The organism is Leptothrix sp. (in: b-proteobacteria) (assembly GCF_965250675.1).
Classification (GTDB): domain Bacteria; phylum Pseudomonadota; class Gammaproteobacteria; order Burkholderiales; family Burkholderiaceae_C; genus Sphaerotilus.
Window position 1 is genome coordinate 22,189 of the sequence record NZ_CBDFPH010000008.1, and the last position, 25,679, is coordinate 47,867.

Annotated in this window: 22 protein-coding genes; 12 read left to right on the forward strand and 10 right to left on the reverse strand. The window is 71.4% G+C overall.

Translation table 11 applies throughout. The annotated features are described in order from the left end of the window. The first annotated feature begins 108 nt into the window (after window positions 1-108). Both AC5IG3_RS09265 and AC5IG3_RS09270 read left to right on the forward strand, forming a co-directional pair. Complete coding sequence (locus tag AC5IG3_RS09265; RefSeq protein ID WP_491906008.1) at window positions 109-1,419, forward strand: FAD-binding domain-containing protein; 1,311 nt, start codon at window positions 109-111, stop codon at window positions 1,417-1,419. Further along, window positions 1,364-2,107 (forward strand): SDR family NAD(P)-dependent oxidoreductase, encoded by a 744-nt coding sequence (locus tag AC5IG3_RS09270; protein ID WP_491906009.1) that lies wholly within the window; start codon window positions 1,364-1,366, stop codon window positions 2,105-2,107. The genes AC5IG3_RS09265 and AC5IG3_RS09270 overlap by 56 nt, the downstream gene beginning before the upstream one ends. A 15-nt stretch (window positions 2,108-2,122) precedes the next feature. On the opposite strand, the gene AC5IG3_RS09275 is transcribed toward AC5IG3_RS09270, so the two are convergent. The 3 genes from AC5IG3_RS09275 to AC5IG3_RS09285 are packed head-to-tail and all read right to left on the reverse strand — an operon-like array spanning window position 2,123 to window position 5,199. Then, the gene (locus tag AC5IG3_RS09275) at window positions 2,123-3,439 is read right to left on the reverse strand and encodes a c-type cytochrome (RefSeq protein WP_491906010.1); all 1,317 of its coding nucleotides are present in this window, start codon (window positions 3,437-3,439) and stop codon (window positions 2,123-2,125) included. Then, complete coding sequence (locus AC5IG3_RS09280; RefSeq protein ID WP_491906011.1) at window positions 3,436-4,134, reverse strand: c-type cytochrome; 699 nt, start codon at window positions 4,132-4,134, stop codon at window positions 3,436-3,438. Before AC5IG3_RS09280 ends, AC5IG3_RS09275 begins: the two co-directional genes overlap by 4 nt. A 12-nt stretch (window positions 4,135-4,146) precedes the next feature. Next, window positions 4,147-5,199: an RNA methyltransferase gene (locus AC5IG3_RS09285; protein ID WP_491906012.1), complete on the reverse strand. Its 1,053-nt coding sequence runs from the start codon at window positions 5,197-5,199 to the stop codon at window positions 4,147-4,149. A 226-nt stretch (window positions 5,200-5,425) separates the two neighbouring features. Here AC5IG3_RS09285 and AC5IG3_RS09290 point away from each other — a divergent pair, with 226 nt between their 5' ends. From AC5IG3_RS09290 to AC5IG3_RS09300, 3 genes are read left to right on the forward strand one after another with little or no spacing between them, the layout of a single operon-like run. Further along, the gene (locus tag AC5IG3_RS09290; RefSeq protein WP_491906013.1) at window positions 5,426-6,025 is read left to right on the forward strand and encodes a DUF2760 domain-containing protein; all 600 of its coding nucleotides are present in this window, start codon (window positions 5,426-5,428) and stop codon (window positions 6,023-6,025) included. After that, on the forward strand, window positions 6,022-7,887 hold the full coding sequence (locus tag AC5IG3_RS09295) for an Hsp70 family protein (RefSeq protein WP_491906014.1): 1,866 nt from the start codon (window positions 6,022-6,024) through the stop codon (window positions 7,885-7,887). Before AC5IG3_RS09290 ends, AC5IG3_RS09295 begins: the two co-directional genes overlap by 4 nt. Beyond that, complete coding sequence (locus tag AC5IG3_RS09300) at window positions 7,884-10,595, forward strand: Hsp70 family protein (RefSeq protein WP_491906015.1); 2,712 nt, start codon at window positions 7,884-7,886, stop codon at window positions 10,593-10,595. The genes AC5IG3_RS09295 and AC5IG3_RS09300 overlap by 4 nt, the downstream gene beginning before the upstream one ends. Window positions 10,596-10,601: 6 nt before the next feature. On the opposite strand, the gene AC5IG3_RS09305 is transcribed toward AC5IG3_RS09300, so the two are convergent. After that, window positions 10,602-11,759, reverse strand: coding sequence for a HupE/UreJ family protein (locus tag AC5IG3_RS09305; RefSeq protein WP_491906016.1), 1,158 nt, complete (start codon window positions 11,757-11,759; stop codon window positions 10,602-10,604). After that, window positions 11,756-12,856, reverse strand: coding sequence for a tetratricopeptide repeat protein (locus AC5IG3_RS09310; protein WP_491906017.1), 1,101 nt, complete (start codon window positions 12,854-12,856; stop codon window positions 11,756-11,758). Before AC5IG3_RS09310 ends, AC5IG3_RS09305 begins: the two co-directional genes overlap by 4 nt. 163 nt (window positions 12,857-13,019) lie before the next feature. Between AC5IG3_RS09310 and AC5IG3_RS09315 the strand changes: the two genes are divergently transcribed. Beyond that, window positions 13,020-13,169 (forward strand): hypothetical protein, encoded by a 150-nt coding sequence (locus AC5IG3_RS09315; protein WP_491906018.1) that lies wholly within the window; start codon window positions 13,020-13,022, stop codon window positions 13,167-13,169. A 124-nt stretch (window positions 13,170-13,293) separates the two neighbouring features. Further along, window positions 13,294-13,833 carry a DUF3617 domain-containing protein gene (locus AC5IG3_RS09320; protein ID WP_491906019.1) on the forward strand — a complete coding sequence of 180 codons (540 nt, stop codon included), beginning with the start codon at window positions 13,294-13,296 and terminating at the stop codon, window positions 13,831-13,833. Between the two features lie 19 nt (window positions 13,834-13,852). Here AC5IG3_RS09320 and AC5IG3_RS09325 read toward each other — a convergent pair whose 3' ends face one another. Beyond that, window positions 13,853-14,152 carry a DUF2917 domain-containing protein gene (locus AC5IG3_RS09325; protein WP_491906020.1) on the reverse strand — a complete coding sequence of 100 codons (300 nt, stop codon included), beginning with the start codon at window positions 14,150-14,152 and terminating at the stop codon, window positions 13,853-13,855. Between the two features lie 151 nt (window positions 14,153-14,303). Here AC5IG3_RS09325 and AC5IG3_RS09330 point away from each other — a divergent pair, with 151 nt between their 5' ends. After that, window positions 14,304-15,758, forward strand: coding sequence for an aminotransferase-like domain-containing protein (locus AC5IG3_RS09330; RefSeq protein ID WP_491906021.1), 1,455 nt, complete (start codon window positions 14,304-14,306; stop codon window positions 15,756-15,758). 22 nt (window positions 15,759-15,780) lie between these two features. Here AC5IG3_RS09330 and AC5IG3_RS09335 read toward each other — a convergent pair whose 3' ends face one another. Beyond that, complete coding sequence (locus AC5IG3_RS09335) at window positions 15,781-16,212, reverse strand: carboxymuconolactone decarboxylase family protein (protein ID WP_491906771.1); 432 nt, start codon at window positions 16,210-16,212, stop codon at window positions 15,781-15,783. Window positions 16,213-16,340: 128 nt separating this feature from the next. Here AC5IG3_RS09335 and AC5IG3_RS09340 point away from each other — a divergent pair, with 128 nt between their 5' ends. After that, on the forward strand, window positions 16,341-16,889 hold the full coding sequence (locus AC5IG3_RS09340) for a YbhB/YbcL family Raf kinase inhibitor-like protein (RefSeq protein WP_491906022.1): 549 nt from the start codon (window positions 16,341-16,343) through the stop codon (window positions 16,887-16,889). 25 nt (window positions 16,890-16,914) lie between these two features. On the opposite strand, the gene AC5IG3_RS09345 is transcribed toward AC5IG3_RS09340, so the two are convergent. From AC5IG3_RS09345 to AC5IG3_RS09355, 3 genes are all read right to left on the reverse strand, one after another. Beyond that, complete coding sequence (locus AC5IG3_RS09345; RefSeq protein ID WP_491906023.1) at window positions 16,915-17,643, reverse strand: pseudouridine synthase; 729 nt, start codon at window positions 17,641-17,643, stop codon at window positions 16,915-16,917. 77 nt (window positions 17,644-17,720) lie between these two features. Next, complete coding sequence (locus AC5IG3_RS09350) at window positions 17,721-18,782, reverse strand: endonuclease/exonuclease/phosphatase family protein (RefSeq protein ID WP_491906024.1); 1,062 nt, start codon at window positions 18,780-18,782, stop codon at window positions 17,721-17,723. Between the two features lie 116 nt (window positions 18,783-18,898). Then, window positions 18,899-20,155: a THUMP domain-containing class I SAM-dependent RNA methyltransferase gene (locus AC5IG3_RS09355; RefSeq protein ID WP_491906025.1), complete on the reverse strand. Its 1,257-nt coding sequence runs from the start codon at window positions 20,153-20,155 to the stop codon at window positions 18,899-18,901. A 130-nt stretch (window positions 20,156-20,285) separates the two neighbouring features. Here AC5IG3_RS09355 and AC5IG3_RS09360 point away from each other — a divergent pair, with 130 nt between their 5' ends. The 3 genes from AC5IG3_RS09360 to AC5IG3_RS09370 all read left to right on the forward strand — a co-directional run bounded on the left by AC5IG3_RS09360 (window position 20,286) and on the right by AC5IG3_RS09370 (window position 25,573). Continuing rightward, complete coding sequence (locus AC5IG3_RS09360) at window positions 20,286-22,079, forward strand: PAS domain-containing protein (RefSeq protein WP_491906026.1); 1,794 nt, start codon at window positions 20,286-20,288, stop codon at window positions 22,077-22,079. Further along, a complete protein-coding gene (locus AC5IG3_RS09365) occupies window positions 22,076-24,493 on the forward strand; it encodes a two-component system response regulator (RefSeq protein WP_491906027.1) in 2,418 nt (805 codons plus the stop codon). The genes AC5IG3_RS09360 and AC5IG3_RS09365 overlap by 4 nt, the downstream gene beginning before the upstream one ends. A 135-nt stretch (window positions 24,494-24,628) precedes the next feature. Further along, window positions 24,629-25,573: a DUF4394 domain-containing protein gene (locus AC5IG3_RS09370; RefSeq protein WP_491906028.1), complete on the forward strand. Its 945-nt coding sequence runs from the start codon at window positions 24,629-24,631 to the stop codon at window positions 25,571-25,573. The last annotated feature ends 106 nt before the right edge of the window (window positions 25,574-25,679 follow it).

Genomic DNA, 25,679 nt, shown 5'->3' on the forward strand with positions numbered 1-25,679 from the left:
ACACCCCTTGCCGTCATTCCCGCGAAGGCGGGAATCCAGGCGCGCCAACCCTCACCGAGTTTCTGGATTCCCGCCTTCGCGGGAATGACGGAGTGATAACCGACCACCATGCCCTCTGACACGTTTCCCCCGACCCTGGCCGCCGCCCACGCCCGCATCGCCGCCGTGCGTCCGGCCGACTACGCCCGCAGCCGCAACGCGCTGGAAGGCGCCGTGACGCGCCTGTCGCCCTACATCGCCCACGGCTTCGTGACGCTGCCGGAGGTGCTGGACGGCGTGGCCGGGAAGCACCGGCTGGACGTGCAGCACAAGTTCGTCTTCGAGCTGGGCTGGCGCGAGTTCTTCCAGCACGTCTGGGCGCAACAGGGCGCGGGCATCCTGCGCTCGATCCACGCCGGGCCGCTGCCCGAAGCCGCCTACGCCCGCGAGCTGCCGGCCGACCTCCGCGAGGCGCGCACCGGCGTACCGGTGATCGACCAGGCCGTGCGCACGCTCTACGCCACCGGCTACCTGCACAACCACGCGCGCATGTGGCTGGCCAGCTACGTCTTCCACCTGCGCAAGGTGCACTGGCGCGCCGGGGCGGACTGGCTGTACGGCCACCTGCTGGACGGCGACCTGGCCAGCAACCACCTGAGCTGGCAATGGGTCGCCGGCACCGGCAGCAGCAAGCCTTATCTGTTCAACGCCGAGAACGTGGCGCGCTACGCCCCCGCCGATTGGCACAGCCCGCGCAGCGTGATCGACACCAGCTACGAGGCGCTGGACGTGATCGCCCGCAACGGCAAGCCGGTGCTGACCAAGCCGCTGGCCGAGGGCGTGGCCGAGCCGGCGCTGCTGGCCAAGCCGCCCGCCGAGCTGGGCTTCGCCGTGCCCGACGCGGCAGCCGTCGAGGGCCGCGATGTCTGGCTCGTCCACCCCTGGATGCTGGGCGCGCTGCCGGCGGATCTAGCGCCCGACACGGTGGTGGTCGCCATCGCCGTGGCCGACTTCCACCGCAAGTGGCCGTGGAGCCCGGCGCGCTGGGCCTTTATCGGTCAGCGCATGGCAGAGCTGACGCCGCACCGCTGGTTTGCCGAGGCCGGCGCGATGGCCGCCGCGCTGCGCGGAGCACGCTCGGTGCAGACCGTGGCAGACGCGCACCTGCAGCCGCAGCTCAACAGCCTGGCCAAGAGCCGCCCGGCCACGCGGCTGTTTGCGCCGGTCGAGCGACCGTGCACCTCGTTCTCGCAGTGGTGGACGCGCACGACGCGCGACGCCAAGCACCTGCATGACCTTCCTGGCTTGATCGACCTGGGCGCGGCGTCTGCCGGGCCGCTGTTCGAGAAGGCTGCCGACTCCCCTTCAGACGAAAGCTCGACTCATGACAACAACCTCAATCGCCCTGGTGACGGGCGCACGCGGTGGCATCGGCCGTGAGGTGACCGCGCGGCTGCGCGCCGCCGGCTACCGCGTCGCAGCGGTCGGCCGTGACGCGGCCACGCTGGCTGACGTCACCGCCGACGCCCACATCGCCGCCGACACCACCACGTCCGAAGGCGCCGCCGCCGCCATCGCCGCGTGCAAGGAACAGCTGGGCGCCGCGCCCGCGCTGCTGGCGCATTGCGTGGGCAGCACGCTGATCGCGCCGCTGCACCGCAGCACGGCGGCGCAGTACCGCGAGGTGCTGCGCGTCAACCTCGACAGCGCCTTCTTCATGCTGCAGGCCTGGGTCGAAGGCTGCCGCGCCGCGGGCGCGCCGGGCGCAGCGGTGCTGGCGTCGAGCGTGGTGTCGCGCATCGGCGTGGCCAACCACGAGGCGATTGCGGCGGCCAAGGGCGGCATCGAGGCACTGGCCCGCAGCGCGGCGGCCACCTACGCGGCGCAGGGCCTGCGCGTCAACGTCGTCGCCCCCGGCATGACCGACACGCCGATGACGGCCGGCATGCTGAAGATGGACGCGATGCGCGAAGGCGCCGGCAAGCAGTACCCGCTGGGCGGCGTGCAGACCGCCGGCCAGGTGGCCGACACCATCGCCTGGCTGCTGTCGGACGGCGCCAGCCGCATCACCGGCCAGGTGATTGCGGTGGACGGCGGCTTCACCACCGTGCGGCCGCTGGTCAAGTAAGGGGAAGGCGGCGGCTCAGCGCGCCGCCTGCACCGTCAGCACCGACACCGGTGCGGCGGCGTGGCCCCACGACTGGCGCACATAGGTCAGCACGGCGGCGATGTCGGCGTCATCGAGCACCTGGCCCAGCGGCGGCATGCCGTAGGGACGCGGGTTGCCGGCGGTGGCCGGCGCGAAGCCGCCCTGCATGACGACGCGGATCAGGTTGGCGGCCGAGTCCATCGTCACCGCCCGGTTGCCGGCCAGCGGCGGATAGGCCAGCGCGCCGGCCGCCGTGACCGCACCCTGGCCCTGCTCGCCGTGGCACGCGGCGCATTGCTGGCCGTAGACCTTTTCGCCGCGCGTCATCACAGCAGCCTCGGCAGGCGCGACCGGGGAGCGTTCCGCCTGATGCTGCGGCAGTTGCTGCAGATAGACCGCCATGGCGCGCAGGTCGGCATCGCTCAGGTACTGGGTACTGCGGGCGACCACCTCGGCCATGGGTCCACTGACTGAGCCACTGATCTTGTCGCCTGACACCACGCCAGTCTTGAGCAGGTCGACCACCTGCTGCGTCGACCAGTCGGCCACGCCGGCTTCGGCACTCGACGCCAGCGACGGCGCGTACCAGCGCTGCACCGGGATCAGGCCACCGCCCAACGCGGCGTCGTCACGCGTTGCACCGAGTGCGTTGCGCTCGGCGTGGCAGGCGGCGCAGTGGCCCAGGCCGCGCACCAGGTAGGCGCCCCGGTTCCATTCGGCCGATTGCGCCGGGGCCGGCACGTATTCACCGGCCTGGAAGAACAGCGCCCGCCACACCGCCAGCGCGGCCTGGCTGTCGTACGGAAAGCGCAGCTCATGCGGCCGGTTCGGCTGCGCCACGGCGGGCAGGCTGCGCAGGTAGGCGTAGAGCGCGTCGCTGTCCTCGCGGCTGACCTGGGTGTAGCTCGGGTAGGGAAACGCCGGCGAAAGCAGCCGGCCGTCCTTGGAGCGACCATGGTGCAGCGCGCGCCAGAACTCGGCCGATGACCACAGGCCCAGGCCGTGAGCCCCATCCGGCGTCAGGTTGCTGGCGTGGACGATGCCGAACGGCGTCTCGATCGCCCGGCCGCCGGCGTAGTCGGCCCCGCCGCGGGCGGTATGGCAGGCGGCGCAGTTGCCGGCACGGGCCAGGTAGGCGCCGCGCTCGATCTGCTGCGGCGTGGCGTTGAAGGCGGTGGCTGTGGTGGCGGTGTCGGCAGGCAAGGCGGCCTCGCCGCGCAGGTTGAGCCAGACGACCAGCGCCGCAGCGGCGCCAGCCAACAGCAGGAGGCCGAGCGCGATCCGCGCCAGAGTGGATTTCATGCGCATCATTTCAGCCCACCACAGTCGATCGGCAGCGGCGCCGTCAGGCGGGTGGCGGGATGGGTGTTGGCCGGCAGCGGCTGGGCCGACAGCCAGGTGGCCAGCGCGCTGATTTCCTCGGCCGACAGCGCCCGGGCGATCTGGCCCATGCAATCGGGCGCAGTCGCCTTGCGCTGGCCGCTCTGCCAGGCGCCGAGCTGGCCGATCAGGTAGTCACGCGGCAAGCCCAGCAGGCCGGGAATGGCCGGCGCCACGCCGGTCATGGCCGCGCCGTGGCATTGCACGCAGGCGGGCAGCTGGCGCGGGGCGTCGCCGTGGCGCACCAGGGCCTCGCCTCGCTGCAGCACGGTGGGTGGTGCGCCGGTAGTCTGCGGCGGGGGATACGGCAGGTCCAAACCGGCAAAGTAGCCCGCCAGCTCCTGCAGGTACGCGTCCGACAGGTGGTCGACCAGCCCCACCATCGCGCCATTGCTGCGCCGGCCATCGCGGAAGTTCAGCAGCTGGTTGTACAGATAGCCGGCCGGCTTGCCGGCAATGCGCGGAAAGTAGCCGGCATTGGTCGCCCGCCCTTCCTTGCCGTGGCAGACGGTGCAGGCCTGGCTGCGCTGGGCGAGGGTGTCCGGAACCGTGAGCGGCGCAGCCGACGCCAGCCCGGCGCTGAACGCCAGTCCGAGCAGCCCGGTCTTGAGTTGGGAAAGAAGCATCGGGGCTCGCAATCAGAGGGACGAAGAGGGCACGCGGGCAGCGCGGCGGATTTCAATGCGCTGCGGATCTTGCGCCGCCCGTGCGCGCAGCTGGCCGCAGCCGCCCTCCACGTCCTGCCCGGCCGACTGGCGCAGCTTGGTCAGCACGCCGCGCTGGTGCAGCGTGCGCGCCATGGCGGTGGCACGCGCCCAGGCGGGGCGCTGGAAGTCGAGGCCGTCGATGTGGTTGTAGGGAATCAGGTTCATGACCGCGTACTTGCCGCGCAGCAGGCGGGCGATGCCATCGACCTCATCGTCGCTGTCATTGATGCCGTCGAGCAGCGTCCACTGGTACTGGATGGGATAGCCGGTGGCGCGGGCGTAGGCCTCGCCGAGGTCAACCAGCTCGTCGGGGCTGATGCGCGGCGCGCGTGGCAGCAATTTTTCGCGCAGGTCGGCGCGGGTGGTGTGCAGCGACAGCGCCAGCGCGGGCTTGACGGCACCGCGCGGCAGGCGCTCGAACACGCGCAGGTCGCCCACGGTCGAGAACACCAGGTTCTTGTGGCCGATGTTGCCCACCGTGCCGAGCAGGTCGATCGCCTCCATGACGTTGTCGAGGTTGTGCGCCGGCTCGCCCATGCCCATGAAGACGACCTTTTTGACCACGCGGTGGCGGCGCGCCAGCGCGACCTGGGCGACGATCTCGGCGCTGCCGACCTGGCGCACCAGCCCGCCCTGGCCGGTCATGCAGAAGACACAGCCTACCGCGCAGCCCACCTGGCTCGACACGCATAAACCGTCGCGCGGCAGCAGCACGCTCTCCACGGTCTGGCCATCGGCCAGCGCGACCAGCAGCCGTGCCGAGCCATCTTCACCCGGATGCTCGGACTGCAGCCGCGCCAGGCCGTGCAGTTCGGCCTCCAGCGCGGGCAGCGCAGAGCGCACTTCCAGCGGCAGAAAGTCTTCCAGCCGGCGTTTGCCCGCGTCCTGCGGCTGCGCCTGCACCCACTGCCGCAGCACGCGCTGTTCATGGCCGGGCTTGGCGCCCAGGGCGCGCAGGCGCTGGCGGAGGTCTTCGATGCGCATGGCGGTGAGGGTCGCTGGACGGGGGTGGATCAGGCGCGGCATTTTGAACCACCGCCCGGGACAGCGCCCCGGCAGGCGCAACATAGAATTTCAGCCCACGGCGCGTGATCCGTCGTGACCCATTCTTGCGGCCCGCCGCCCGGGCGACCTGCCTCGCAGCGCGCCGGCGCCGGACCGCTCCTGTTGCACCGCCCGGCCCCGCAGCCGGGCCTCTGGGAGCCTCCCGATGTCCAGCCCCTCCACCACGGCAGCGCCGTCGCTGCTGCGCCGCATTCCGCTGGCGATCTCCGCCTTCTTCAGCCTGCTGGCCGATGCCGACCTGGCCGCGCGCTACCTGCGCCTGTCGGACGCGCCGGTCGCGCCGCCGGCGCCCGTGGCCCCGACCGCACCCGTCGCAGCGCCTGTGCCAGCACCCATGCCAGCACCCGCCCCGGCCCTGAAGGAAGCCAGCCCCGAAGCCGCGCTGCAGCTGCTCGGCCTGCTGCAGCGCGAGGCCCGCCTGATCGACTTCTGCGAGGAAGACCTGGCCGGCCATGCCGACGCCGACATCGGCGCCGCCGCCCGGCTGGTGCACGCCGGCTGCCGCAAGGTGCTGCGCGAGCATTTCACGCTGCAGCCGGTGCGCGCCGAGGCCGAAGGCAGCCGCGTCACGCTGGCCGCAGGCTTTGACGCCGCGGCCATCAAGCTGACCGGCCAGGTGGTCGGCCAGCCGCCGTTCACCGGCGCGCTCAGCCATCGCGGCTGGAAAGTCGCCGATGTGCGCCTGCCCAAGCTGGCGCCGCAGCACGATGCGACGGTGGTGGCGCAGGCGGAGGTCGAGCTGTGAGCAACACCTTGCCCAACGACCTGGCCGGCCGCTACGCCCTCGGCATCGACCTCGGCACCACGCACTGCGCGCTGTCGTGGGTCGACACCCAGGCCAGCGAGGGCGACCAGATCGCCAGCGGCGTGCTCACCGTGCCGCAGCTGACGGCGCCGGGCGCAGTCGAATCGCTGGCGCTGCTGCCGTCCTTTCTTTACCTGCCGCACGCCGATGAGCTGGCACCCGGCGACCTGCGCCTGCCGTGGGCCGACGCGCTGCCCTACGCCGTGGGCGAGCTGGCGCGCAGCCGGGGCGCGACCACGCCGATCAGGTTGGTGTCGAGCGCCAAGAGCTGGCTGTGCCACCCCGGCGTCGACCGCCGCGCCGCGATCCTGCCGGTCGGCTCGCCCGACGAGGTGGCCAAGGTCTCGCCGTTGCAGGCCTCGGTCCGCTACCTGGAACACCTGCGCGACGCCTGGAACCACGCGCACCCGGAGGCACCTTTCGCGCAGCAGAGCGTGACGCTGACGATTCCCGCCTCGTTCGACCCCGCCGCCCGCGAGCTGACCGCCGAGGCGGCGCAGATGGCCGGCTACCCGGCCGTGACGCTGCTGGAAGAGCCGCAGGCCGCGCTCTACAGCTGGATCCAGGCCAGCGCCGGGCGCTGGCGCAAGCAGGTGCAGCCGCTGGACGTGATCCTGGTGGTCGACGTGGGCGGCGGCACGACCGATTTCTCGCTGATCGCGGTGGTCGAGCGCGAAGGCAGCCTGGAGCTGCACCGCGTCGCGGTCGGCGACCACATCCTGCTCGGCGGCGACAACATGGACCTGGCGCTGGCGCACGCGGTGGCACGCAAGCTGGCCGCCGACGGCAAGACGCTCGACGCCTGGCAGATGCGCGCGCTGACCTACGCCTGCCGCAGCGCCAAGGAGGTGCTGCTGGCCGACCCGCTTGCCGCCAGCCAGCCGATCGTGGTGCCGAGCCGGGGCTCCAAGCTGATCGGCGGCTCGATCCGCACCGAGCTGACGCGCGACGAGGTCAGCGCGCTGATCCTGGAAGGCTTCTTCCCGGCGGTCGACGCCAGTGCCCGCCCGGTGCAGCGCCCGCGCGCCGGCCTGGCGCAGCTCGGCCTGCCCTACGCGCAGGACGCGGCGGTGACGCGCCACCTGGCAGCGTTCCTGGGCCGCCAGGCCGGCGCCACGGCCGAGCTGGCCGGCTTTGCCGCATCGGCCGACGCCAGCTTCCTGCACCCGACCGCCGTGCTGTTCAACGGCGGCGTGTTCAAGTCCGAACTGCTGGCCGAGCGGCTGATGAGCACGCTCAACGGCTGGCTGACGGCCGAAGGCGCGGCGCCGGCGCGGCTGCTGGCCGGCGCCGATCTGGACCGCGCCGTCGCCCAGGGCGCGGCCTACCACGGCCATGTGCGGCGCGGTGGCGGCGTGCGCATCCGCGGCGGCACGGCGCGGGCGTATTACGTCGCGATCGAGTCGTCGATGCCGGCGGTGCCCGGCCTGGAAGCGCCGATCCAGGCACTGTGCGTCGCGCCCTTCGGCATGGAGGAAGGCAGCGAGGCGGCCTTGTCCGGGCTCGAATTCGGACTGGTGGTGGGCGAGCCGGTGCAGTTCCGCTTCTTCGGCTCGACGGTGCGGCGCCAGGACCCGTCCGGCGCGCTGCTGGACTTCTGGGCGCCCGATGAACTGCAGGAGCTGGAGGCGATCCACGCCACGCTGCCGGCCGAAGGCCGCCGCCCCGGCGAGATGGTGCCGGTCAGCCTGCACGCGGGCGTGACCGAAACCGGCACGCTCGAATTGGCCGCTGTGCCGCGCGACGGCAGCGCGCGCTGGAAGGTCGAGTTCGACGTGCGCGGCGAGGCCGCTGCGGCATGACCATCGTCGGCATTGACCTGGGCACCACCCACACGGTGGTGGCCTGGGCCGAGTCGGACGCGTCCGTAGACGACGCGGCCATCCGGCTGTTCGAGGTCGACCAGCTCGTCGCCCCCGGCGAGGTCGCGGCGCGGCCGCTGTTGCCGTCGCTGCGCTATCACCCGGCACTGGGCGAGCTGGCGGCGGGCGAGTTGCAGCTGCCCTGGGCGAGTGACGAGACGGCCGTGATCGGCACGCTGGCGCGTCGGCTGGGCGCGCAGGTGCCGGGCCGGCTGGTGGCCAGTGCCAAGAGCTGGCTGTCGCACGCTGCGGTCGACCGGCTGGCGGCGATCCTGCCGTGGGGCGCGCCGGACGAAGTCGCCAAGGTCTCGCCGGTGGCCGCCAGCGCCAGCTACCTGGCGCAGGTGCGCGCCGCGTGGAACCTGCGCTTCCCGCAACAGCCGCTGGAGCAGCAGGAGCTGGTGCTGACGGTGCCCGCCAGCTTCGACGACGCCGCCCGCGGCCTGACGCTGGAAGCGGCACGCCTGGCCGGCCTGCCGCGCCTCAAGCTGCTGGAGGAACCCCAGGCGGCTTTCCAGGACTGGCTGTTCCGGCATCGGCAGACGCTGGCGCAGTCATTGGGCGATGCCAGGCTGGTGCTGGTCTGCGACGTGGGCGGCGGCACCACCGACCTGAGCCTGATCCAGGTCGAGCCGGGCAGCGCCGGGCCGCAACTGCGCCGCATCGCCGTCGGCCAGCACCTGATGCTGGGCGGCGACAACATGGATCTGGCACTGGCGCATCTGCTGGAGCCGCGCCTGAGCGGCGGCGATGTTGGCAGCGGCAACACGCGCCTGTCAGCCGCCCGGCTGTCGCAGCTGGTCGAGCGTTGCCGCGCCGCCAAGGAAACGCTGCTGGCCGACGACGCACCCGAGCACGTCACCGTCACGCTGCTGGGCAGCGGCAGCAAGTTGATCGGCGGCGCGCGCTCGGCCGAATTGAGCCGCGACGAGGTGCGGCGCATCGTGGTTGACGGCTTTCTGCCGCGGGTCGACTTGGACGCGCCGGTGCAGCGGCGGCGCGGCGCGCTGGTCGAGTTCGGCCTGCCCTACGCCAGCGACAGCGCCATCAGCCGCCACTTGGCCGCGTTTTTGCGCGAGCACGCCGCCGCCGGCCTGCCCGACGCGTTGCTGCTCAACGGCGGCGTGTTCCGCGCCGGCGCGCTGGCGCAGCGGCTGCAAGAACAGCTGGCGCAATGGCGCGGCCAGCCGCTGCGGCTGCTGCACAACGCCAACCCCGACATCGCCGTGGCGCGCGGCGCGGTCGCGCACACGCTGGCGCGGCGTGGCGCGGCGCCCCGGCTGGCGGCGGGTTCGGCGCGCAGCTACTTTCTGCGGCTCGATGGCGACCAGAGCCTGTGCGTGCTGCCCCGTGGTGCTGAACCCGGCCACGAGCGCCCGCTTGAAGGCCGCCGCTTCGCGCTGCGGCTGGGCCAGCCGGTGCGCTTTCAATTGCTGTCGTCGACCACCGCCCAAGCGGCGCTGGGCGAGGTCGTGGCGCTGGCTCAAATCAACGCCCAGCCGCTGCCGCCCATCGCCACCGTGCTGAAGGATGAGGCCGGCAGCCGGCGCGAGATCACCGTGCAGCTGCTGAGCGACTTCACCGAGGTCGGCACGCTGGAGCTGCAGGCGCAGGGCGAAGATGGATCGCGCTTCAAGCTGGAGTTCGCGTTGCGTGGCACGGCGGGTCAAGCCGGCGATGAGGAGACCCCGCGCCTGCCGCCGCAGCTGGCTGAAGCCGTCACGCGCATCGACCGCGTCTTCGGCGCGCGCGCCAAGGACGTGACGCTCCGTGAGGTCAAGCAGCTGCGCCAGGGGCTGGAGCAGCTGCTGGGCCCGCGCGAGCGTTGGGACGTGCCGCTGCTGCGCCACCTGTTCGATACGCTGTGGCAGCGCGCACGCGGCCGGCGCCGCTCGGCCGACCACGAGCGGCTCTGGCTCAACCTGGCCGGCTGGTGCCTGCGCCCGGGTTTTGGCGATGCGCTGGACGACTGGCGCGTCGAGCAGCTCTGGACACTGTTTGCCGCCGGCGTGGCGCATGCGCCCGACGCGCAGGTGCGCGCGCAATGGTGGACGCTCTGGCGCCGCGTTGCGGGCGGCCTGCCGGTGGCGGCGCAAGAACAACTGCTGCAGGACTTCGCCTTCAACCTGCAGGGCGCCGACGCCGGCCCGCGCCCGCCGCATCTGGTACCGGGCGGCGAGGACGACATGCTGCGGCTGGGCGCGGCGCTGGAGCGCGTGCCGGTCGCGCACAAGACCGAGATCGGCGCGTGGCTGCTGCAGCGGCTGGCCGAGCCGCCCGAGAGCGCCCTGGCGCTGTGGGCGCTGGGCCGCCTGGGCGCGCGTCAGCCTTTCCACGGCGGCGCACAAAGCGCGGTGCCGGCCGAGGTGGCGGCCGCATGGCTGCAGCCGCTGCTGGCGCTCGACTGGAAGCGCCTGCCCGAGGCGGCGTTTGCGGCCGCCCAACTCGGTCGTCTGACTGGCGACCGAGCGCGCGACATCGACGCCGATTTGCGCCTGCAAGTCATCGCCCGACTGGAAGCGGCACAGGCGCCGCCGAGCTGGGTGGCGATGCTGCGCGAGCCGCTGGCGCTGGATGGCGCCGACCAGCGCCAGCTGTGGGGCCAGATGCTGGGCGAGGCGCTGCCGCCGGGGCTGCGGCTACTCTGACGCCGGTCAGGGCGTGAGCAGCTTGAGGTCGAGCGCCCGCTCGGCCAGCCAGATCGCCGCCAGCGCCATCGTCAGCAGCGAGCCGCCCTTGAAGATGACGACGCGGTAGAACGCCGTGTCGCGCAGGCGGTAGGCCAGCGGCAGGAAGAGCGCGACGATGACGAGCTGCCCGATCTCGACACCGACGTTGAAGCCCACCAGCGACAGGGCCAGCGTGTCGCGCGGCAGGCCCAGCTCGGCCAGCACGCTGGCGAAGCCGAAGCCGTGGATCAGCCCGAAGCCGAAGGCCGCCACCCAGCGCCGCCCCTGCACGACCGGCCGCAGGTTGTTGGCCGCCGCCAGCACCACCGACAGCGCGATCACCGACTCCACCAGCCGCGAGGGCAGGCTGATCCAGCCCAGCGTCGCCAGGCTCAGCGTGATGGAGTGCGCCGCCGTGAAGGAGGTCACCACCGCCAGCACCTCGCGGCCGGCCGCGCCGAGGCGGGGCACGCCGTGCCAGCGCCGCCCGTCCGGCCCCGTCACGCACACCAGCACCACCGGCAGCAGCAGCGAGAGCAGGAAGAGCACGTGGTCGAAACCCTTCCAGATGTGCCAGACGCCCTCGACCACGTACTGGCGGAAGGCGCTCCAGCCCGACACCACGCCGGCAGCAAAGACCTGCTCGGCCTGGGTGGGCGCGAACACCGCTGTCTGGGTGGCGCCGTCCAGGCTCAGGCGCAGCAGGCCGCGGTGCAGCGCGTCCTGCTCGAACAGCAGCCGGTAGCCCAGCGTCAGCGGCCCGTCGGCCGCCGGGCAGGTGCCCGACAGCGGCAGCACCGCGTAGCTGCCATCGGTGTGGCTGTCGACCATCAGCTCGCCCACGCTCACGCGGCAGGCGCCACCACGCTGCACGCTGAGGCGGGCCAGCGCCCAGGTGGTGAGCGCGTCGCGTTGCACGCGCAGCTCGCCCCAGGTGATGGCGCCGTCGCCGTCGGCATCCAGCCCGAGGGCGAAGTCGATGTCGCGCAGCGCCAGGTCCAGCTGGCCGGAGACCTGCGCGCCCTGCACGTCGAGCTTGAAGTAGCTGTCGCTCGCCTTGTGAGCCTGCGCCGCGCCAAGCAGGCCGAACAGTGCGCAGAACAGGCCGGCCCGCAACCAGCGCAGCAAACCGTGGTGCCTCATGGCGCCACCGCCAGCGCACGCAGGCGCGCATCTTCGAAGCCGCTGCGGCGCAGCCAGTCGCGCGCGGGCTGTGCGGCGGCGGGGTCTCGTGCGGCAGCGGCGGCCTCCAGCAGCACGCGGGCGTCGCGCGGCTCGCGCTGCACGGTGTAGTTGTCGCGGGCGAGTTGCACCGCCCGCACCGGATCGCCGCGCAGGCGCAGGGCGTAGCGCGCCTCTTCGGCGCGGTGGGTGGTGTCGCCGCGCTGACCGGCGGCGGCAAAACGCTCGCCCAGCGCCTGCACGTGGGCGGCGGCAGCGGGCCGCTTGAGTGCGGTTTCCGCTTCGGCCAGCCGCAGCAGCAGCGGGTCGGAGCCTTCCCAGCCCGCCAGCTGCTTCACCACCTCGGCGGGCCGGCCCTGGTCGAGCAGGAAGTCGCACCACGCCGCCAGCAGGTAGGCGTCATCCAGCCCGAGCTGCAGCGCCGCGCGGTAGTGGCGTTCCGCCACGGCAGGCTGGCCGCGCCAGGCCGCCAACTCGCCCAGGCGCGTCAGCAGCCAGAGGCGGCTCTCGGGCAGCGCGGCACCCGCGAGCGCCTGCGTGAGCGTGCGCTCGCTGGCGGCCAGCTGCCCGCCGTAGGCCTGCGCCAGTCCCATGCAACCGGCTTGCAGCACCGGCCGCTGCAGGCGCTGCAGGGCGTCGCATTCGAGCTGCGCAGCAGCGTAGTCGGCCTGCACCAGAAAGATCGCGCCGCGCCAGGCATGGGCCTCGGCCAGGCTGGGGTCCATCTGCAGGGCGGCGGCGAAGTCGGCCAGCGCCCCTTTGAAGTCATGTCGGTACTGGCGCAACTGGCCCTGGATCAGGCGGAGGTCGGCCGAGGGCTGGTCTGCCACCTTGGCCAGCACCGCTTCGGCGTAGCCCACGTAACGCGGATCGCCCTGCGCCAGCGCCTGATCGAAGTAGCGCTCGGCCAGGCGGGCCGCAGCCGGCGCATCGTTCGGCTGCTGCTGCACCGCTGCGCGCAAGGCCGACAACTCGCGCTGCAGCGGGCTGCCCGCCCGCACGGGCAGGCGCTCCAGCACCTCGGCGTCCGAGGTCGGCGTGCGCGGGGCCGCATTCACGGGGAAACACACAGCGGCGCCGAGGGCCGCCGCAGCCCAGGCCCGTCGCACAGACCGTGGGCGAGATGACATGCAGAACAGACTGGATTTCATCCGACGATATATTAGTGACGCACCCATTTCCGTGTGCGACCCTGTCCAAACCATCGCTAGGAATCGATCCATGAACAAGCTTTTGTCGTTGCTGGTTGCCACCGTGATGGCCACCGTATCGGTTGCCTCTTTTGCCGGCTCGCACGGTGGTGCGCCGAAGGACTGCAAGAAAGACGATGCCCGCGCCGAGTGCAAGAAGATGGAAGAGGGCAAGAAGTAAGCTCTTCTTGCGGCCCCGGTATGCGGGGCCAGTGTTCAAGCCAAGGCCCTGCGGGGCCTTGGCTTTTTGTCTGAGCGCACAGCTACCCTCCGGCACGACAGTCTGTTGACCCGGAAGGAACACCATGCGCCTCACTGCCCTGCTTGCCACCATCGCCCTGACAGCCTCGCTCACCCCAGCCCTCGCCCAGACCCCGCAACTCAAGGCCGGCCTGTGGGAGCACAGCATGACGCTCAAGAGCGAGAGCGGGCAGGTGGAAGGCCTGCTGGCGATCGCGCAGGCGCAGGTGCAGAACATGCCGGCCGAGCAGCGCGAGAGCGTCGAGCGGATGCTGGCGCAGCGCGGCGTCAGCCTGGGCGCCAAGGCCAACACGGTGCGGCAGTGCATCAGCCCCGAGCAGGCCGAGCGCGGCGAGATCCCGCAAGGCGAGCGCTGCACGCAAGAGGTGCTGCAGCGCAGCAGCACGTCGATGCGGCTGAAGTTCAACTGCGAAGGCCCGCCGCCCACGCAGGGCGAAGGCGAGTTCACGCTGACCAGCCCGACGCGCTACCGCGGCAACGCCCGCGTGCAGACGCTGCTGGGCGGGCGCACCGAGAACGTCACGATGGCCGTGACCGGCACGTGGCTGGCGGCCGAGTGCGGCACGCTGAAACCGGCGCGTTGAACAGCGCGCACTACACGCACTACACGCACGACAACAGCCAGCGCCAGCGCGTCGGCGTGTCGCTGTCGCCCTCCAGCACCAGCCGGGCCGCAGGGGCGGCGGTCCAGCATTCGCCTGAGGCGATGAAGTGATCGGTGGCGTCGCCGCTGCGCGTCAGCCAGAGCCGCCCGCTCAGCACCTGCAGCGTCTGGCCGGCCGGGCCACGCAGGGCGAGCACTTCGCCGCGCCGCAGCGTATGCACGACCGGGCCTGCGGTGACTGCGGTGGCGGCGGTGACAGCGGCAGCGCCGGCGAAGGAGGAGTTGAGCGGGGTGTCCATGCCTGCATCGTCCACCGCCGCATCGCAGCGCGCCAGCCACACCCACCGGGCAACTGGAGCCGTACAGATCGGCCTGAGGCCGGGGTGTATCGGTCAGCTTGGCGCCCATCTGTACTGATGCGATGAGGGCCTGCCCGTACAGAATCAGTGCATGAACACACTTGCCGCCCGCGCCATCGCGTCAGACACGCTCTACCTGCAGATTGCCGAGCGCCTGGCGCAGTCGATCCGCGCCGGCACGCTCAGCCGGGGCGAGCGCATTCCGTCGGTGCGCGATCTGGCGCGGCAGCAGGGCGTGTCACCGTCGACCGCCGTGCAGGCCTACCGGACGCTGGAGGACGCACGGCTGATCGAGGCGCGGCCGCGCTCGGGCTACTTCGTCGCAGCCCGGCCGGTGCGGCTGCCGGAGCCGGAGCCGTCGGTGCCGCCTGCGGCGTCGCTGGCCGTGGACGTCAGCTCGCTGGGCGCGCAGGTCATGCAGATGGCGATGGACCCGGCCTACATCTCCTTCGGCGCGGCCTGCCCCAGCGGCGAGCTGTTCGCGCAGGAGCGGGTGCGGCGCGCGGTCAGCCGGGCGGCGCAGCGCCACCGCACCTCGCTGTGCACCTACCCGCTCGGTCCCGGCAACGACACGCTGCGCCGGGCGATTGCGCGCCACGCGCTGCACATGGGCTGCCAGCTCGATGCGCAGGAGATCCTGGTCACCAACGGCTGCCTGGAATCGATCAGCCTGTGCCTGCGCGCCGTGACCCGGCCGGGCGATGTGGTGGCGCTGGAGTCGCCCACCTACTTCGGCTTTCTGGAACTGCTGGAGAGCATGAACCTGCGGGCGCTGGAAATCCCGACGCATCCGCGCACCGGCCTGTCGCTGGACGCGCTGCAACTGGCCTTCGACACCCAGCCCGTCAAGGCCGTGGTCGCGGTGCCGACGCTGAGCAACCCGCTGGGCTCGTGCATGCCGCTGGCCGAGCGCAGGCGCCTGGCGCAGATGGTGGGCGAGCGCGGCATTCCGCTGATCGAGGACGTGCTCTACAACGACCTGGCCGAGCAGGACGACAAGCGCCGCGCCGTCAAGGCCTTCGACACCACCGGCCACGTGATGATCTGCGGCTCGTTCTCCAAGACCGTCGCGCCGGGCCTGCGGCTGGGCTGGGTCGAGGGCGGGCGCTGGTCCACGCAGCTGCGCCGGCTCAAGGCGGTGCATTCCGGCAGCCAGACCGAATTGATCGAGCTGGCCATGGCGGATCTGCTGACCCAGCCCGGCCATGAATCCGCCTACCGCCAGTTGCGCGCCACCCTGGCGGTGCGCATGGACGAGGCGCGCGGGCTGATCGCGGAGCACTTTCCCAAGGGCAGCCGCGTCACCGCCCCGGCCGGCGGTTTCATCCTGTGGGTCGAGCTGCCGGGCGGGCTGGACTCGATGGCGCTGTACCGCGCCTGCCTGGCGCGACACATCTGCATCGCCCCCGGCACGATGTTCAGCGCCACCGACCGCTTCCGCCACTGCATCCGCCTGGGCGTGGGCGGTCGCTGGGACGACAGCCGGCGTCAGGCGCTGCGCGACATCGGCCAGATCGCGCAAGGCATGGCGGCGCTGGCGCGCTGACGCCCCGGCAAGGGCGCCGGTGTCAGGCGCCGTCTTCCTCAAAGCGCAGCCCGCTCTCGGCCAGCCACTCCTTGGCGGCGCGGAAGGCTTCGATCGCGGCCGGCGCGCCAGCGTAGGGGCCGACGTGCAGCAGCACTTCGCGGATCTCGGCCAGCGTGGCGCCGTTGTTGAGGGCACCGCGCAGGTGGCCCTTCAGTTCCTGGCTGCGGCCGAGGGCGGCCAGCATGGCGACGGTGCAGAGGCTGCGCTGCTTGAGCGCCAGTCCGTCGCGCAGCCAGGTCGAGCCCCAGGCGTGCTGGCTGACGTAGTCCTGCAGCGGCTGGCTGAAGGCATCGGCATTGGCCAGGGCGCGGTCGACGAAAGCGTCGCCCATGACCTGGCGGCGGCGGGCTTCACCGGGGTGGCGTGCGGGAGTGGCGTCAAGGTCAGCGTCGGGAGCGGTGGGCGTCGTCATGATCGGGTTGGCGTGCAGCGTCGGGGGTTGCATTGTCGCCACGGTCGCCCATGCCTGGGGCCGATGCTGATGACTGCCCCGCGCCGCGCAGGCAGCATGGCGAACCTCACACACACAGGAGAGCGAACATGAAGAAGCGATTGATTTCAGCCCTGGCCCTGCTGGCCGTCACGGGCGCCGCGCAGGCCCAGTTCAGCCTCGGCAGCACGACGGTGGTCGCGGGCAGCACCATCAGCAACACGCATGTGTTCGCGGGCTTCGGCTGCAGCGGCGGCAATGTCTCGCCGGCGCTCAGCTGGAAGGGCGCACCCGCCGACGCCAAGAGCTTTGCGCTGACGGTCTACGACCCGGACGCGCCCACCGGCTCGGGCTGGTGGCACTGGGCGGCGTACAACATTCCGGCCAGCGCGACCGGCCTGGCCGAAGGCGCCGGCACCGCCGATGGCGCCAAGCTGCCCGCCGGCACCCAGCAGGTCAGCACCGACTTCGGCGCGCCGGGCTATGGCGGCCCGTGCCCGCCGCAGGGCGACAAGCCGCACCGCTACATCTTCACGGTCTACGCGCTCAAGACCGACAAGCTGGAGCTGCCGCCCACGGCCACGCCGGCGCTGCTGGGCTTCATGATCCACTTCAACAAGATCGGCGAGGCGACCTTCACGGCCAATTACGGCCGCTGACCCGGACGTTGAGGAGGAGAGACGCTCAGCGCGGCACGACCACGTCCGGCCCGCTGAGCCAGCGCCACTGGCCGATGGGCAGATCCGCCGGCAGCGTGTAGGCGCCAAAGCCGCTGCGGTGCAGCGATTCGACCCGGTTGCTCACCGCCGCGAGCATGCGCTTGACCTGGTGGTACTTGCCTTCGGACAGCGTCAGGCGCAGGCCGTGCAGCGTGCCGTGGACAGGGTGCTCCAACTCGCCGGTGAGCTCGGCCGCCACGGCGCGCACCGGCGTCGGGTCGTCCATCAGCACCACGCCGGCCATCAGGCGTTCGATGTGGGAGGCGTCCACCGGGTGCTTGCAGCCCACTTCGTAGATCTTGGGCACGTGGTGCTTGGGCGAGGTCCAGCGGTGAATCAGCGCGCCGTCGTCGGTGAACAGCAGCAGGCCGGTGGTGTCTTCATCGAGGCGGCCGATGCTTTGCACGTCGCGGCGCTTGAGCGGCGCGGGCAGCAGCGCGTAGACGCTGGGGTGGTGCTTGGGCTTCTTCGAGCACTCGTAGCCGGCCGGCTTGTTGAGCACCAGCAGCGCCTTGGCGTGATAGGCCCAGCGCTGGCCGCTGACGGTGAAGTTCTGTCCGCCGACCGGGTCGACCTCGTGGAAGGGATCGTCGATGACCTGGCCGTCGAGGGTGACTTCGCCGGCCAGCACAAGGCCTTCGCATTCGCGACGCGGGCCGAAGCCCTGGGAGAACAGCAGTTGGGAGAGTTTCACGGTGGGCGGAGCAGAAAATGGAGGCAGCCGCGATTGTCGGCGCCCGGGCCTCGACTGCAACCCGTCCTGCAAGCCGCTCAGTCGCGCTGCACGAGCAGGTCGGCAATCACCGGGCGGTGCTCGGAGGCGTCCTTGCTGCCCACGAAAGCCTCGCGTACGCCCAGTTCCGGGCTGACCAGGATGTGGTCGATGCGCAGAAAGCTCAGGCCCGGCCGCAGCGAATGGCCGTGGGTGTAGCCCCAGCCGCGACCGGCGCTGACGAACGCATCGCGCAGGCCGGTGGCCAGCAGGCGGCCGACGACGGGCGAACTCTCGGGCGCATTCAGGTCGCCCGCGACGATGACCGGGCGCGGCAGGCGCGGCGCCTTGGCCGGGTTGGCCGCCAGGGCTTCGGCCAGCGCGCTGGACTGCGCCAGCCGGGTCGCCAGGTTCTGCTGCCACTCGGACACGCCGGCCAGGCGCTCGTGGCGCGTGGCGTTGAGGCCATCGCGCGGCGAGAGGAAGTGCACGGTCACCAGGTCAATGTCGCGGCCCTTGACCGTGATCGTGCAACGCATGTAGATCAGCGCATCGGCACGGTCCGGCAATGTGTGCGGGCTGCAGTCGCGCATCGGCAAGCGGCTGGCGATGACGTATTGATCGAAGCGCGTGATGCGCCGGCCCTTGAGCGCGGCCAGCAGCGGCGGCGGCAGGGGCACGTTCGGCAGGGTCAGGCTCTGGGCGTCCTGCATCACCAGCACGTCGGGGTCGTGGGTGGCGATTTCCCAGGCCAGCCGCTCGTAGCCGTCCGGTACGGACTTGGCCTTGTAGGACTTGACGTTGTAGGTCATGAAGCGGAACGCGCCCGAGCCGCTGTCGGGCGTGCCCCAGACACCGCCCATCGCCAGCGTGAGCACCAGCAGCGGCGCCACGCTGGCCAGCAGGCGCCAGCGCCAGCCCAGCAGCCACGACAGCAGCCACACGATCAGCGTCGGCGCCAGCCACAGCGGGTAAGGCAGGTAGCGCGCCAGCTCGATCCAGGTGCGCGGGTGCTGGTCGAGCTGGAACGCCAGCCCCAGCAACCCGCCCGCCAGCAGGGTCAGGACGATGAGGGCGCCGATCAGGCCACCAAGAACAGAGCGTCGGGACGAGGTAGACAAGGCGTGGGCGCGGTGTGAAAAACGAGCGGCATGATCGCACGCGCCCGTTTCATGTCAGCCGCGTCCGACCCTGGCAAAGCGTGAACGATGCGGCAGGGAAGGCGCCGGTCAGCGCCTCAGTCGGCTGCGGGCTGGGGCGCGTCTTTTCTCATGGAGCCGGCGACCAGGTCGAAGCGCAGCAGGCGGCATTCGATCGGGCCGTTCCACATCGGCGCGCGGCGGCTTTCCTTCAGGCGCATGGCCTGGGGCAGCTTGGGGTCGGGCGTCAGCACCCAGGCGGTCCAGCCGGTGTAGGCGCGCTTCCAGTGCGCGGCCAGGGCCGAGAAGAAGGCGCCCGGCGTGCCGCCGCCCTCGAAGCTCTCGCGCGTGGCCTGGAAGGTGGGTGCGCCGGTGCCCTTGGCGTCGATGCGCTCGCCGTAGGGCGGGTTGACGATCATCACGCCGCGCTCGGCCGGGGCCACGCGCTGCAGGGCGTCGACGGTCTTGAACTCGATGGCGTGGGCCACGCCGGCGCGCTCGGCATTGCGGCTGGCGAAGTCGGTCATGCGGAAGGACACGTCGCCGGCGTAGATCGGCACCGCCGGCGCATGGACGCGGGCGCGCGCCTCGGCCTTCATCTGCTGCCAGGCGGCGGCCTCGCGGCGGAACGGCGCCAGGCCCTCGAAGGCAAAGCGGCGCTGCAGGCCGGGGGCGATGCCGCAGGCGATCTGCGCGGCCTCGATGGCAATCGTGCCGGCGCCGCAGCAGGGGTCGAGCAGCGCGCCGTCCTCGGGCCGGCCTTGCCAGCCGGCCACCGCGAGCATGGCCGAGGCGAGCGTTTCCTTCAGCGGCGCCTCGCCCTGCAGTTCGCGCCAGCCGCGCTTGAAGAGCGCCTCGCCGGACAGGTCGATGCTGAGCGTGGCGTGCTCCTCGGTCAGGTGCAGCACCAGGCTGAGGTCGGGGTGGCGCGGGTCGACGCTCGGGCGCTCGCCGGTGGCCTCGCGCATGACGTCGCAGACCGCGTCCTTGATGCGCAGCGCCGCGAAGTGCAGGCTGTGCAGCGGCGAATGCTGCGCGCTGCAGTCGACCCGCAGCGTCTGGCTTGGCGTGATCCATTCGGTCCACGGCACGGTGCAGGCCATGTCATACAGGTCAAGTTCATCGCGGTAGGTGCCGGCGGCGACCTGCCACAGCACGCGCTGGGCCAGGCGGCTCTCCAGATTGAGGCGCATGGCGCTGGCCATGCCGGCGATCAGGCTGACACCGCCGCGGCGTGATTCCACCGACTCGGCCGCACGCGGCGCGCTGGCCGCGTTGAGCACCGCGCGCACCTCGTCGGCGAGCAGGGTTTCGACGCCGGCGGCGCAGGGCAGGAAGATCGGGGAGGGATTCACGGGCGGACTTTCGAGGGATCAGGCAACGCGGAATTGTCGCCGCCACGGCAGCGCCTACCCAGCGTGGCAATATGCGCCTCGAAATACAAGAATAAAGAAAACTCAATAAAAACGTCAGGGAGTGAATGGCATGTTGCTTGATCAGGTGCTGGATGCACTGTCGACGCCGGTAGCGGTCTTTGACCGCCAGGGCCACTATCAACGCGTCAACCGCTGCTACAGCGAGATGGTGCGCGTGCCGGCCGCGCAGCTGATCGGCCAGCGCATCGGCACGGCGTCGCTGCACCTGGCCGCCCCCATCCTGCGCTGCATCGAACAGGTCTGGCGCGACAACGCCCCGCTGCGCCAACAGCCGCTCAGCGGCTTCCTGCATCACACGCCCGACGAGTTGCGCGTCTGGCAGGCCGATTTCAGCCCGCTGCATGACGACGCCGGCGAGCTGACCGCCGTGATGCTGGTGTCGCAGGAAGTCACCGAGCAAGTCGCCCGCGAGCGCGTGCTGACCGACGACCTGGCCCACGTGCGGCGCGTGCTCGACAGCCTGTTTGTCTTCGTGGGCGTGCTGCTGCCCGACGGCACGCTGCTCGAAACCAACCGCGCCCCGCTGCAGGCCGCCGGCATCGATTGGGCCGATGTGCATGGCCGCAAGCTCTGGGATTGCTGGTGGTGGACGCACGATGAAGCCATGCAGGCCCGCTGCCGCGACAGCGTGCAGCGCGCGGCGGCAGGCGAAACGGTGCGCTTCGACGCCACGGTGCAGATGGCGGGCGGCGTGCTGATGGAAATCGACTACATGATCGCGCCGATGTTCGACGCCGACGGCCGCCTGACGCACCTGATTCCATCCGGCAACGACATCACCACGCGGCGGCACACCGAACAAGGCCTGCTGCGCAGCGAGCGGCGCTTTCGCGAGCTGTTCGAGACCGTGCCCAGCGGCCTGACCGTGGTCGACGAGGCCGGCTTCATCATCGCCATCAACGCCCAGATGGAGCGCCTGAGCGGCTACCCGCGCGACGCGCTGATCGGCCAGCGCGTCGAGACGCTGGTGCCCGACCAGCACCTGCACGGCCACACCGACAAGGTGCGTGGCTACTGGGATCAGTCCGAGAGCCGGCCCAGCATCGAGCGCGTGCTGGCGCTCAAGCGCCACGATGGCGTGGTGGTGCCGGTGGAGGCGGCGCTGACGCGGGTGCCCTCCGAACACGGCCGCCAGGTGCTGGTGGCGCTGACCGACTGCTCGCAGCGCGAGGCGGCCAAGGCGCAGCTCGAGGGCGCGCTGCGCGAGAAGACCGGCCTGCTCAACGAGGTGCACCACCGCGTCAAGAACAACCTGCAGGTGGTCTCCAGCCTGCTGAGCCTGCAATGGCGCACGGCGCCCGAAGAAGTGAAACAGGCGCTGGCCGCCGCGCAGGGCCGGGTCAAGGCCATGGCACTGATCCACCAGCTGCTCTACGAGGGCCGGGACTACGCGCAGATCGACCTGGCGCTCTACATCGGCCGCCTGATCCGGCTGCTGCGAGAGAGCCTGCTGCCATCGCAATCACCGGTCGAACTGCGGGCGCAACCCGCCACCCAGGCCATCGGGCTGGACCTGCAGCGCGCCGTGCCCTGCGGCCTGCTGATCAACGAGCTGGTCACCAACGCGATCAAGCACGCCTTTCCGGACGGCCGGCGCGGCGTGGTCGAGGTGCAGCTGGCAGTGCTGGACGGCGCGGCCGGCCAGGCCCGGCTGACCGTGCGCGACAACGGCGTCGGCCTGCCCGAGGCGGTGGCGCTCGACGGCCGCAGCCCGAGCCTGGGCCTGCAGCTCGTACCGCTGCTGGCCGAGCAGCTGGGCGCGCAGATGCAGGTCACCCGGCGGCTCGAACCCGGCGGCGGCGCCAGCTTCCAGCTCGACTTCACGGCGCAGGTGGCGGCATGAAGGCGCTGAGCATCCTGGTGGTCGAAGACGAGCGCGTGGTCGCCCTCGACCTGCGCATGAGCCTGGAGAGCCTCGGCCACCGGGTCGTGGCGCTGGCCGCCAACGGCGCCGACGCCATCCGGCTGGCCGCCCAGCACCGGCCCGACCTGGTGCTGATGGACATTCACCTCGAAGGCGCAATGCGCGGCACCGAAGCCGCCCGCCAGATCCGCGAAGCCCAGCGCACCCCGGTGATCTTCCTGACCGCCTTCGCCAGCGACGACACCCTGACCGAGGCCATCCAGGCCGTGCCCTACGGCTACCTGCTCAAGCCCTTCGAGCTGCGCGAGCTGCAGGCCACCATGGCCGTGGCGCTGGCGCGCTGCGAGGCCGAGCGCGACACCGAAATCTCGCGCCAGCGCCTGAGCCTGGCGCTCGACGCCGCCGAGCTGGGCGTGTGGGAATGGTCCGAGGCCGACCAGAGCTTCCACGTCGACGCCCGCACCGAAGCCCTGCTGGGCGGGCTGCCGCGCACCTTTGTCGAGGCGCGTGCCGCCTTTCTGGAGCGCATCGAAGCGGCGGACCGGCCCGCTGCCGCCGAGTTGCTGGCCCACGGCAGCGCGCTCAGCCGGGTGGTGGCCACGCGGGCGCCCGACGGCCGGCGCGTCTGGCTGGAACTGCACGCGCGGCGCTTCGGGCATGAGGGCCACGCCGGCTCACGCGTCATCGGCGTGGTGCAGGACGTGACCGAGCGCCGCAACGTAGAAGCGCGCCTGCGCCAGGCCAGCACGGTGTTCCAGACCACCGCCGAAGGCATCCTGATCCTGGACGAGACGCACCGCGTCGTCGCCGCCAATGCCGCCTTCTGCAACCTCAGCGGCTACAACATGGACGAGGTGCTGGGCCAGGACCCCACCGCGCTGCTGGACGTGCATGCGCACAGCAGCACCGCGCCGGTCGAGCCGATGCGGAACTGGCACGGCGAGGTCTCGTGCCGGCGCAAGAACGGCGAGGTGTTTCCCGCCTGGCAGCACATCTGCGCCGTGCGCGACGAGGCCGAGCACCTGACGCACCACGTGCTGGCCTTCACCGACCTGAGCGCCATCCGCGCCGCCGAGGCGCAGGTGCGCCACATGGCCTACCACGACGCCCTCACCGGCCTGGGCAACCGCTACCTGCTGGAAGAACGGCTGAACGTCGAGCGCGCCCGCGCCCGGCGCAATCACAAGCCCATGGCGCTGTTCTTTGCCGATCTGGACGGCTTCAAGACCATCAACGACACGCTCGGCCACGCCGCCGGCGACCAGCTGCTGCAGGTGATCGCCTCGCGCCTGGCGGCCGAGATCCGCGGCAGCGACCTGGCCGTGCGGCTGGGCGGCGACGAGTTCATGGTGATCGCCCCCGAGGTCAACCACCCGGAGGACTGCGCCACGCTGGCGCGCAAGCTGCTGGACCGCATCGCCCAGCCGGTGCGGTTGGGCGACGAGGCGGTGAGCGTGTCGGCCAGCATCGGCATCGCGCTCTACCCGGACAACGCCGACAGCACCACCGACCTGATCATGGCGGCCGACTCGGCCATGTACGCCGCCAAGAGCCGGGGGCGCAATCACTTCAGCTTCTACTCCGAGGCCATGGCCAGCCGCGCCCGCGAGCGCCTGCAGATCGAGCAGGGCCTGCGCCGCGCGCTGGAGACCGACACGCTGGCGCTGCACTGGCAACCGGTGCTCGACCTGAGCCTGGGCATGCCGGTGGGCCTGGAGGCGCTGCTGCGCTGGGATCACCCCGAGCTGGGGCCGATCTCGCCGGTGCAGTTCATTCCGGTGGCCGAGGACTGCGGCCTGATCCACGCCCTGGGCCGCTGGGTGCTCAACACCGCCTGCCGGCAGGCCAGCCAGTGGCGCGCGCAGGGGCTGCCGGCGTGGCGCATTTCGGTCAACGTGTCGGTGCGGCAGTTTGCCGACGAGGGCTTCGAGGCCGCCGTGGCCCAGGCGCTGCACGACAGTGGCCTGCCCGCCAGCCAGCTGGAGCTGGAGATCACCGAAAGCGTGCTGCAGACGCCCGAGCACAGCCAGCCCATCCTGGAGCGGCTCAAGGCGCTGGGCGTGCAGATCGCGATCGATGATTTCGGCACCGGTTTCTCGTCGCTGGCGCTGCTCAAGCACCTGCCGATCGACCGGGTCAAGATCGACCGCTCGTTCGTCTGCGACCTGCCGGGCGACCTCAACGACACCGCCATCACGCAGGCCATCATCGGCCTGGCGCGCACGCTGGGGCTGGCGCTCACCGCAGAAGGCGTCGAGACCGCCGCGCAGCGCGACCTGCTGCTCGGCATGGGCTGCGACGACGTGCAGGGCTGGTTCTACAGCCACGCCCTGCCACCGGCAGCGGTGCCGGCGTGGATGGCGGCGGTGGGCCTGCCGCCGCAGATCAGCTGATGCCCTGATGGACTGAAAAAATGGCGATCGGCCCATGTTTTCCGCATCCAGTCGGGCAACTCCTGCGTAACTGAAAGTTAACGCGCGTCGAGACCGCCGCGCGCGTTCAACCCAAGATCATCTTCAGGAGTGAGCATGTCGCAACGTACCGCATCGAAACTGTCCTTGTCCCTGTGCGCGGCCGCCGCGCTGTTGAGCCTGGCGAGCGTCGCCTCGGCCCGCGACGCCCATCGTCCGAACTGCGAAAGCGGCCCGCTGTCCATGGCTGCGGCCAGCCATTCCAGCAACTCCAGCTATTCGAGCCACCACGACCGTGACGACGATGAGCGCACGCTGAACGTGGTCGGCCTCACCGCCGACCAGCGCCTGCTCTGCTTCAGCGAGAAGCGCGCCGACCGGCCGCGCCAGATCGGCTTCGTCAGCGGCCTGATGACCGACACCGCGCTGGTGGGCATCGACTTCCGCGTGCAGGATGGCAAGCTCTACGGCGTGGGCAATGCGGGCGGCGTCTACACGCTCGACACCGGCACGGCCTCGGCCACGCTGGTCAACCGCCTGAGCGTGGCCCTCAGTGGCACGGCCTTCGGGGTGGACTTCAACCCCGCCGCCGACCGTCTGCGCATCATCAGCAACAACGGCCAGAACCTGCGCCACAACGTCAACGCCGGCGGCGTGACGCTGATGGACGGCACGCTGAACTACACGCCCGGCACGACCGTGGCCGGCATCACGGGCGCGGGCTACACCAACAACGACCTGGACGCCAACACGGCCACCACGCTCTACGACATCGACACCACGCTCGACCAGGTCGTGCTGCAGGTGCCGCCCAACAGCGGCGGACTGGCGGCCACCGGCAAGCTGGGCATCGACGCCACGGGCGTCGCCGGCATGGACATCTACAGCACGGTGCGCCACGGCGTGACCGTGGACGTGCGCGCCCTGGCCGCACTCACCACCGCCGATGGCGCCAGCGCGCTGTACCGCATCAACCTGCCCACCGGCCGTGCGATCAAGGCCGGCGCATTCCACCCGCAACTGCCGGTGATGGACATCGCGATCCCGCTCAACCAGCCCTGAACCCGGATTGACGGGCCGCAAGGCCAGGCGCCGGTCGCAGATACCGGCGCCGACATCTTTGACACAGACTCACAGGGTTAGCCCGCAGGCCGCGCACAATCGCGAC

What these genes read in the sequence shown, in the direction of transcription:
- AC5IG3_RS09270 (WP_491906009.1), top strand. Translation starts at nt 1,364, where the DNA reads ATGACAACAACCTCAATCGCCCTGGTGACGGGCGCACGCGGTGGCATC.
- AC5IG3_RS09360 (WP_491906026.1), top strand. Translation starts at nt 20,286, where the DNA reads ATGTTGCTTGATCAGGTGCTGGATGCACTGTCGACGCCGGTAGCGGTC.
- AC5IG3_RS09275 (WP_491906010.1), bottom strand. Translation starts at nt 3,439, where the DNA reads ATGATGCGCATGAAATCCACTCTGGCGCGGATCGCGCTCGGCCTCCTG.
- AC5IG3_RS09370 (WP_491906028.1), top strand. Translation starts at nt 24,629, where the DNA reads ATGTCGCAACGTACCGCATCGAAACTGTCCTTGTCCCTGTGCGCGGCC.
- AC5IG3_RS09325 (WP_491906020.1), bottom strand. Translation starts at nt 14,152, where the DNA reads ATGGACACCCCGCTCAACTCCTCCTTCGCCGGCGCTGCCGCTGTCACC.
- AC5IG3_RS09300 (WP_491906015.1), top strand. Translation starts at nt 7,884, where the DNA reads ATGACCATCGTCGGCATTGACCTGGGCACCACCCACACGGTGGTGGCC.
- AC5IG3_RS09330 (WP_491906021.1), top strand. Translation starts at nt 14,304, where the DNA reads ATGAACACACTTGCCGCCCGCGCCATCGCGTCAGACACGCTCTACCTG.
- AC5IG3_RS09265 (WP_491906008.1), top strand. Translation starts at nt 109, where the DNA reads ATGCCCTCTGACACGTTTCCCCCGACCCTGGCCGCCGCCCACGCCCGC.
- AC5IG3_RS09305 (WP_491906016.1), bottom strand. Translation starts at nt 11,759, where the DNA reads ATGAGGCACCACGGTTTGCTGCGCTGGTTGCGGGCCGGCCTGTTCTGC.
- AC5IG3_RS09315 (WP_491906018.1), top strand. Translation starts at nt 13,020, where the DNA reads ATGAACAAGCTTTTGTCGTTGCTGGTTGCCACCGTGATGGCCACCGTA.
- AC5IG3_RS09285 (WP_491906012.1), bottom strand. Translation starts at nt 5,199, where the DNA reads ATGCGCATCGAAGACCTCCGCCAGCGCCTGCGCGCCCTGGGCGCCAAG.
- AC5IG3_RS09290 (WP_491906013.1), top strand. Translation starts at nt 5,426, where the DNA reads ATGTCCAGCCCCTCCACCACGGCAGCGCCGTCGCTGCTGCGCCGCATT.
- AC5IG3_RS09340 (WP_491906022.1), top strand. Translation starts at nt 16,341, where the DNA reads ATGAAGAAGCGATTGATTTCAGCCCTGGCCCTGCTGGCCGTCACGGGC.
- AC5IG3_RS09320 (WP_491906019.1), top strand. Translation starts at nt 13,294, where the DNA reads ATGCGCCTCACTGCCCTGCTTGCCACCATCGCCCTGACAGCCTCGCTC.
- AC5IG3_RS09335 (WP_491906771.1), bottom strand. Translation starts at nt 16,212, where the DNA reads ATGACGACGCCCACCGCTCCCGACGCTGACCTTGACGCCACTCCCGCA.
- AC5IG3_RS09280 (WP_491906011.1), bottom strand. Translation starts at nt 4,134, where the DNA reads ATGCTTCTTTCCCAACTCAAGACCGGGCTGCTCGGACTGGCGTTCAGC.
- AC5IG3_RS09365 (WP_491906027.1), top strand. Translation starts at nt 22,076, where the DNA reads ATGAAGGCGCTGAGCATCCTGGTGGTCGAAGACGAGCGCGTGGTCGCC.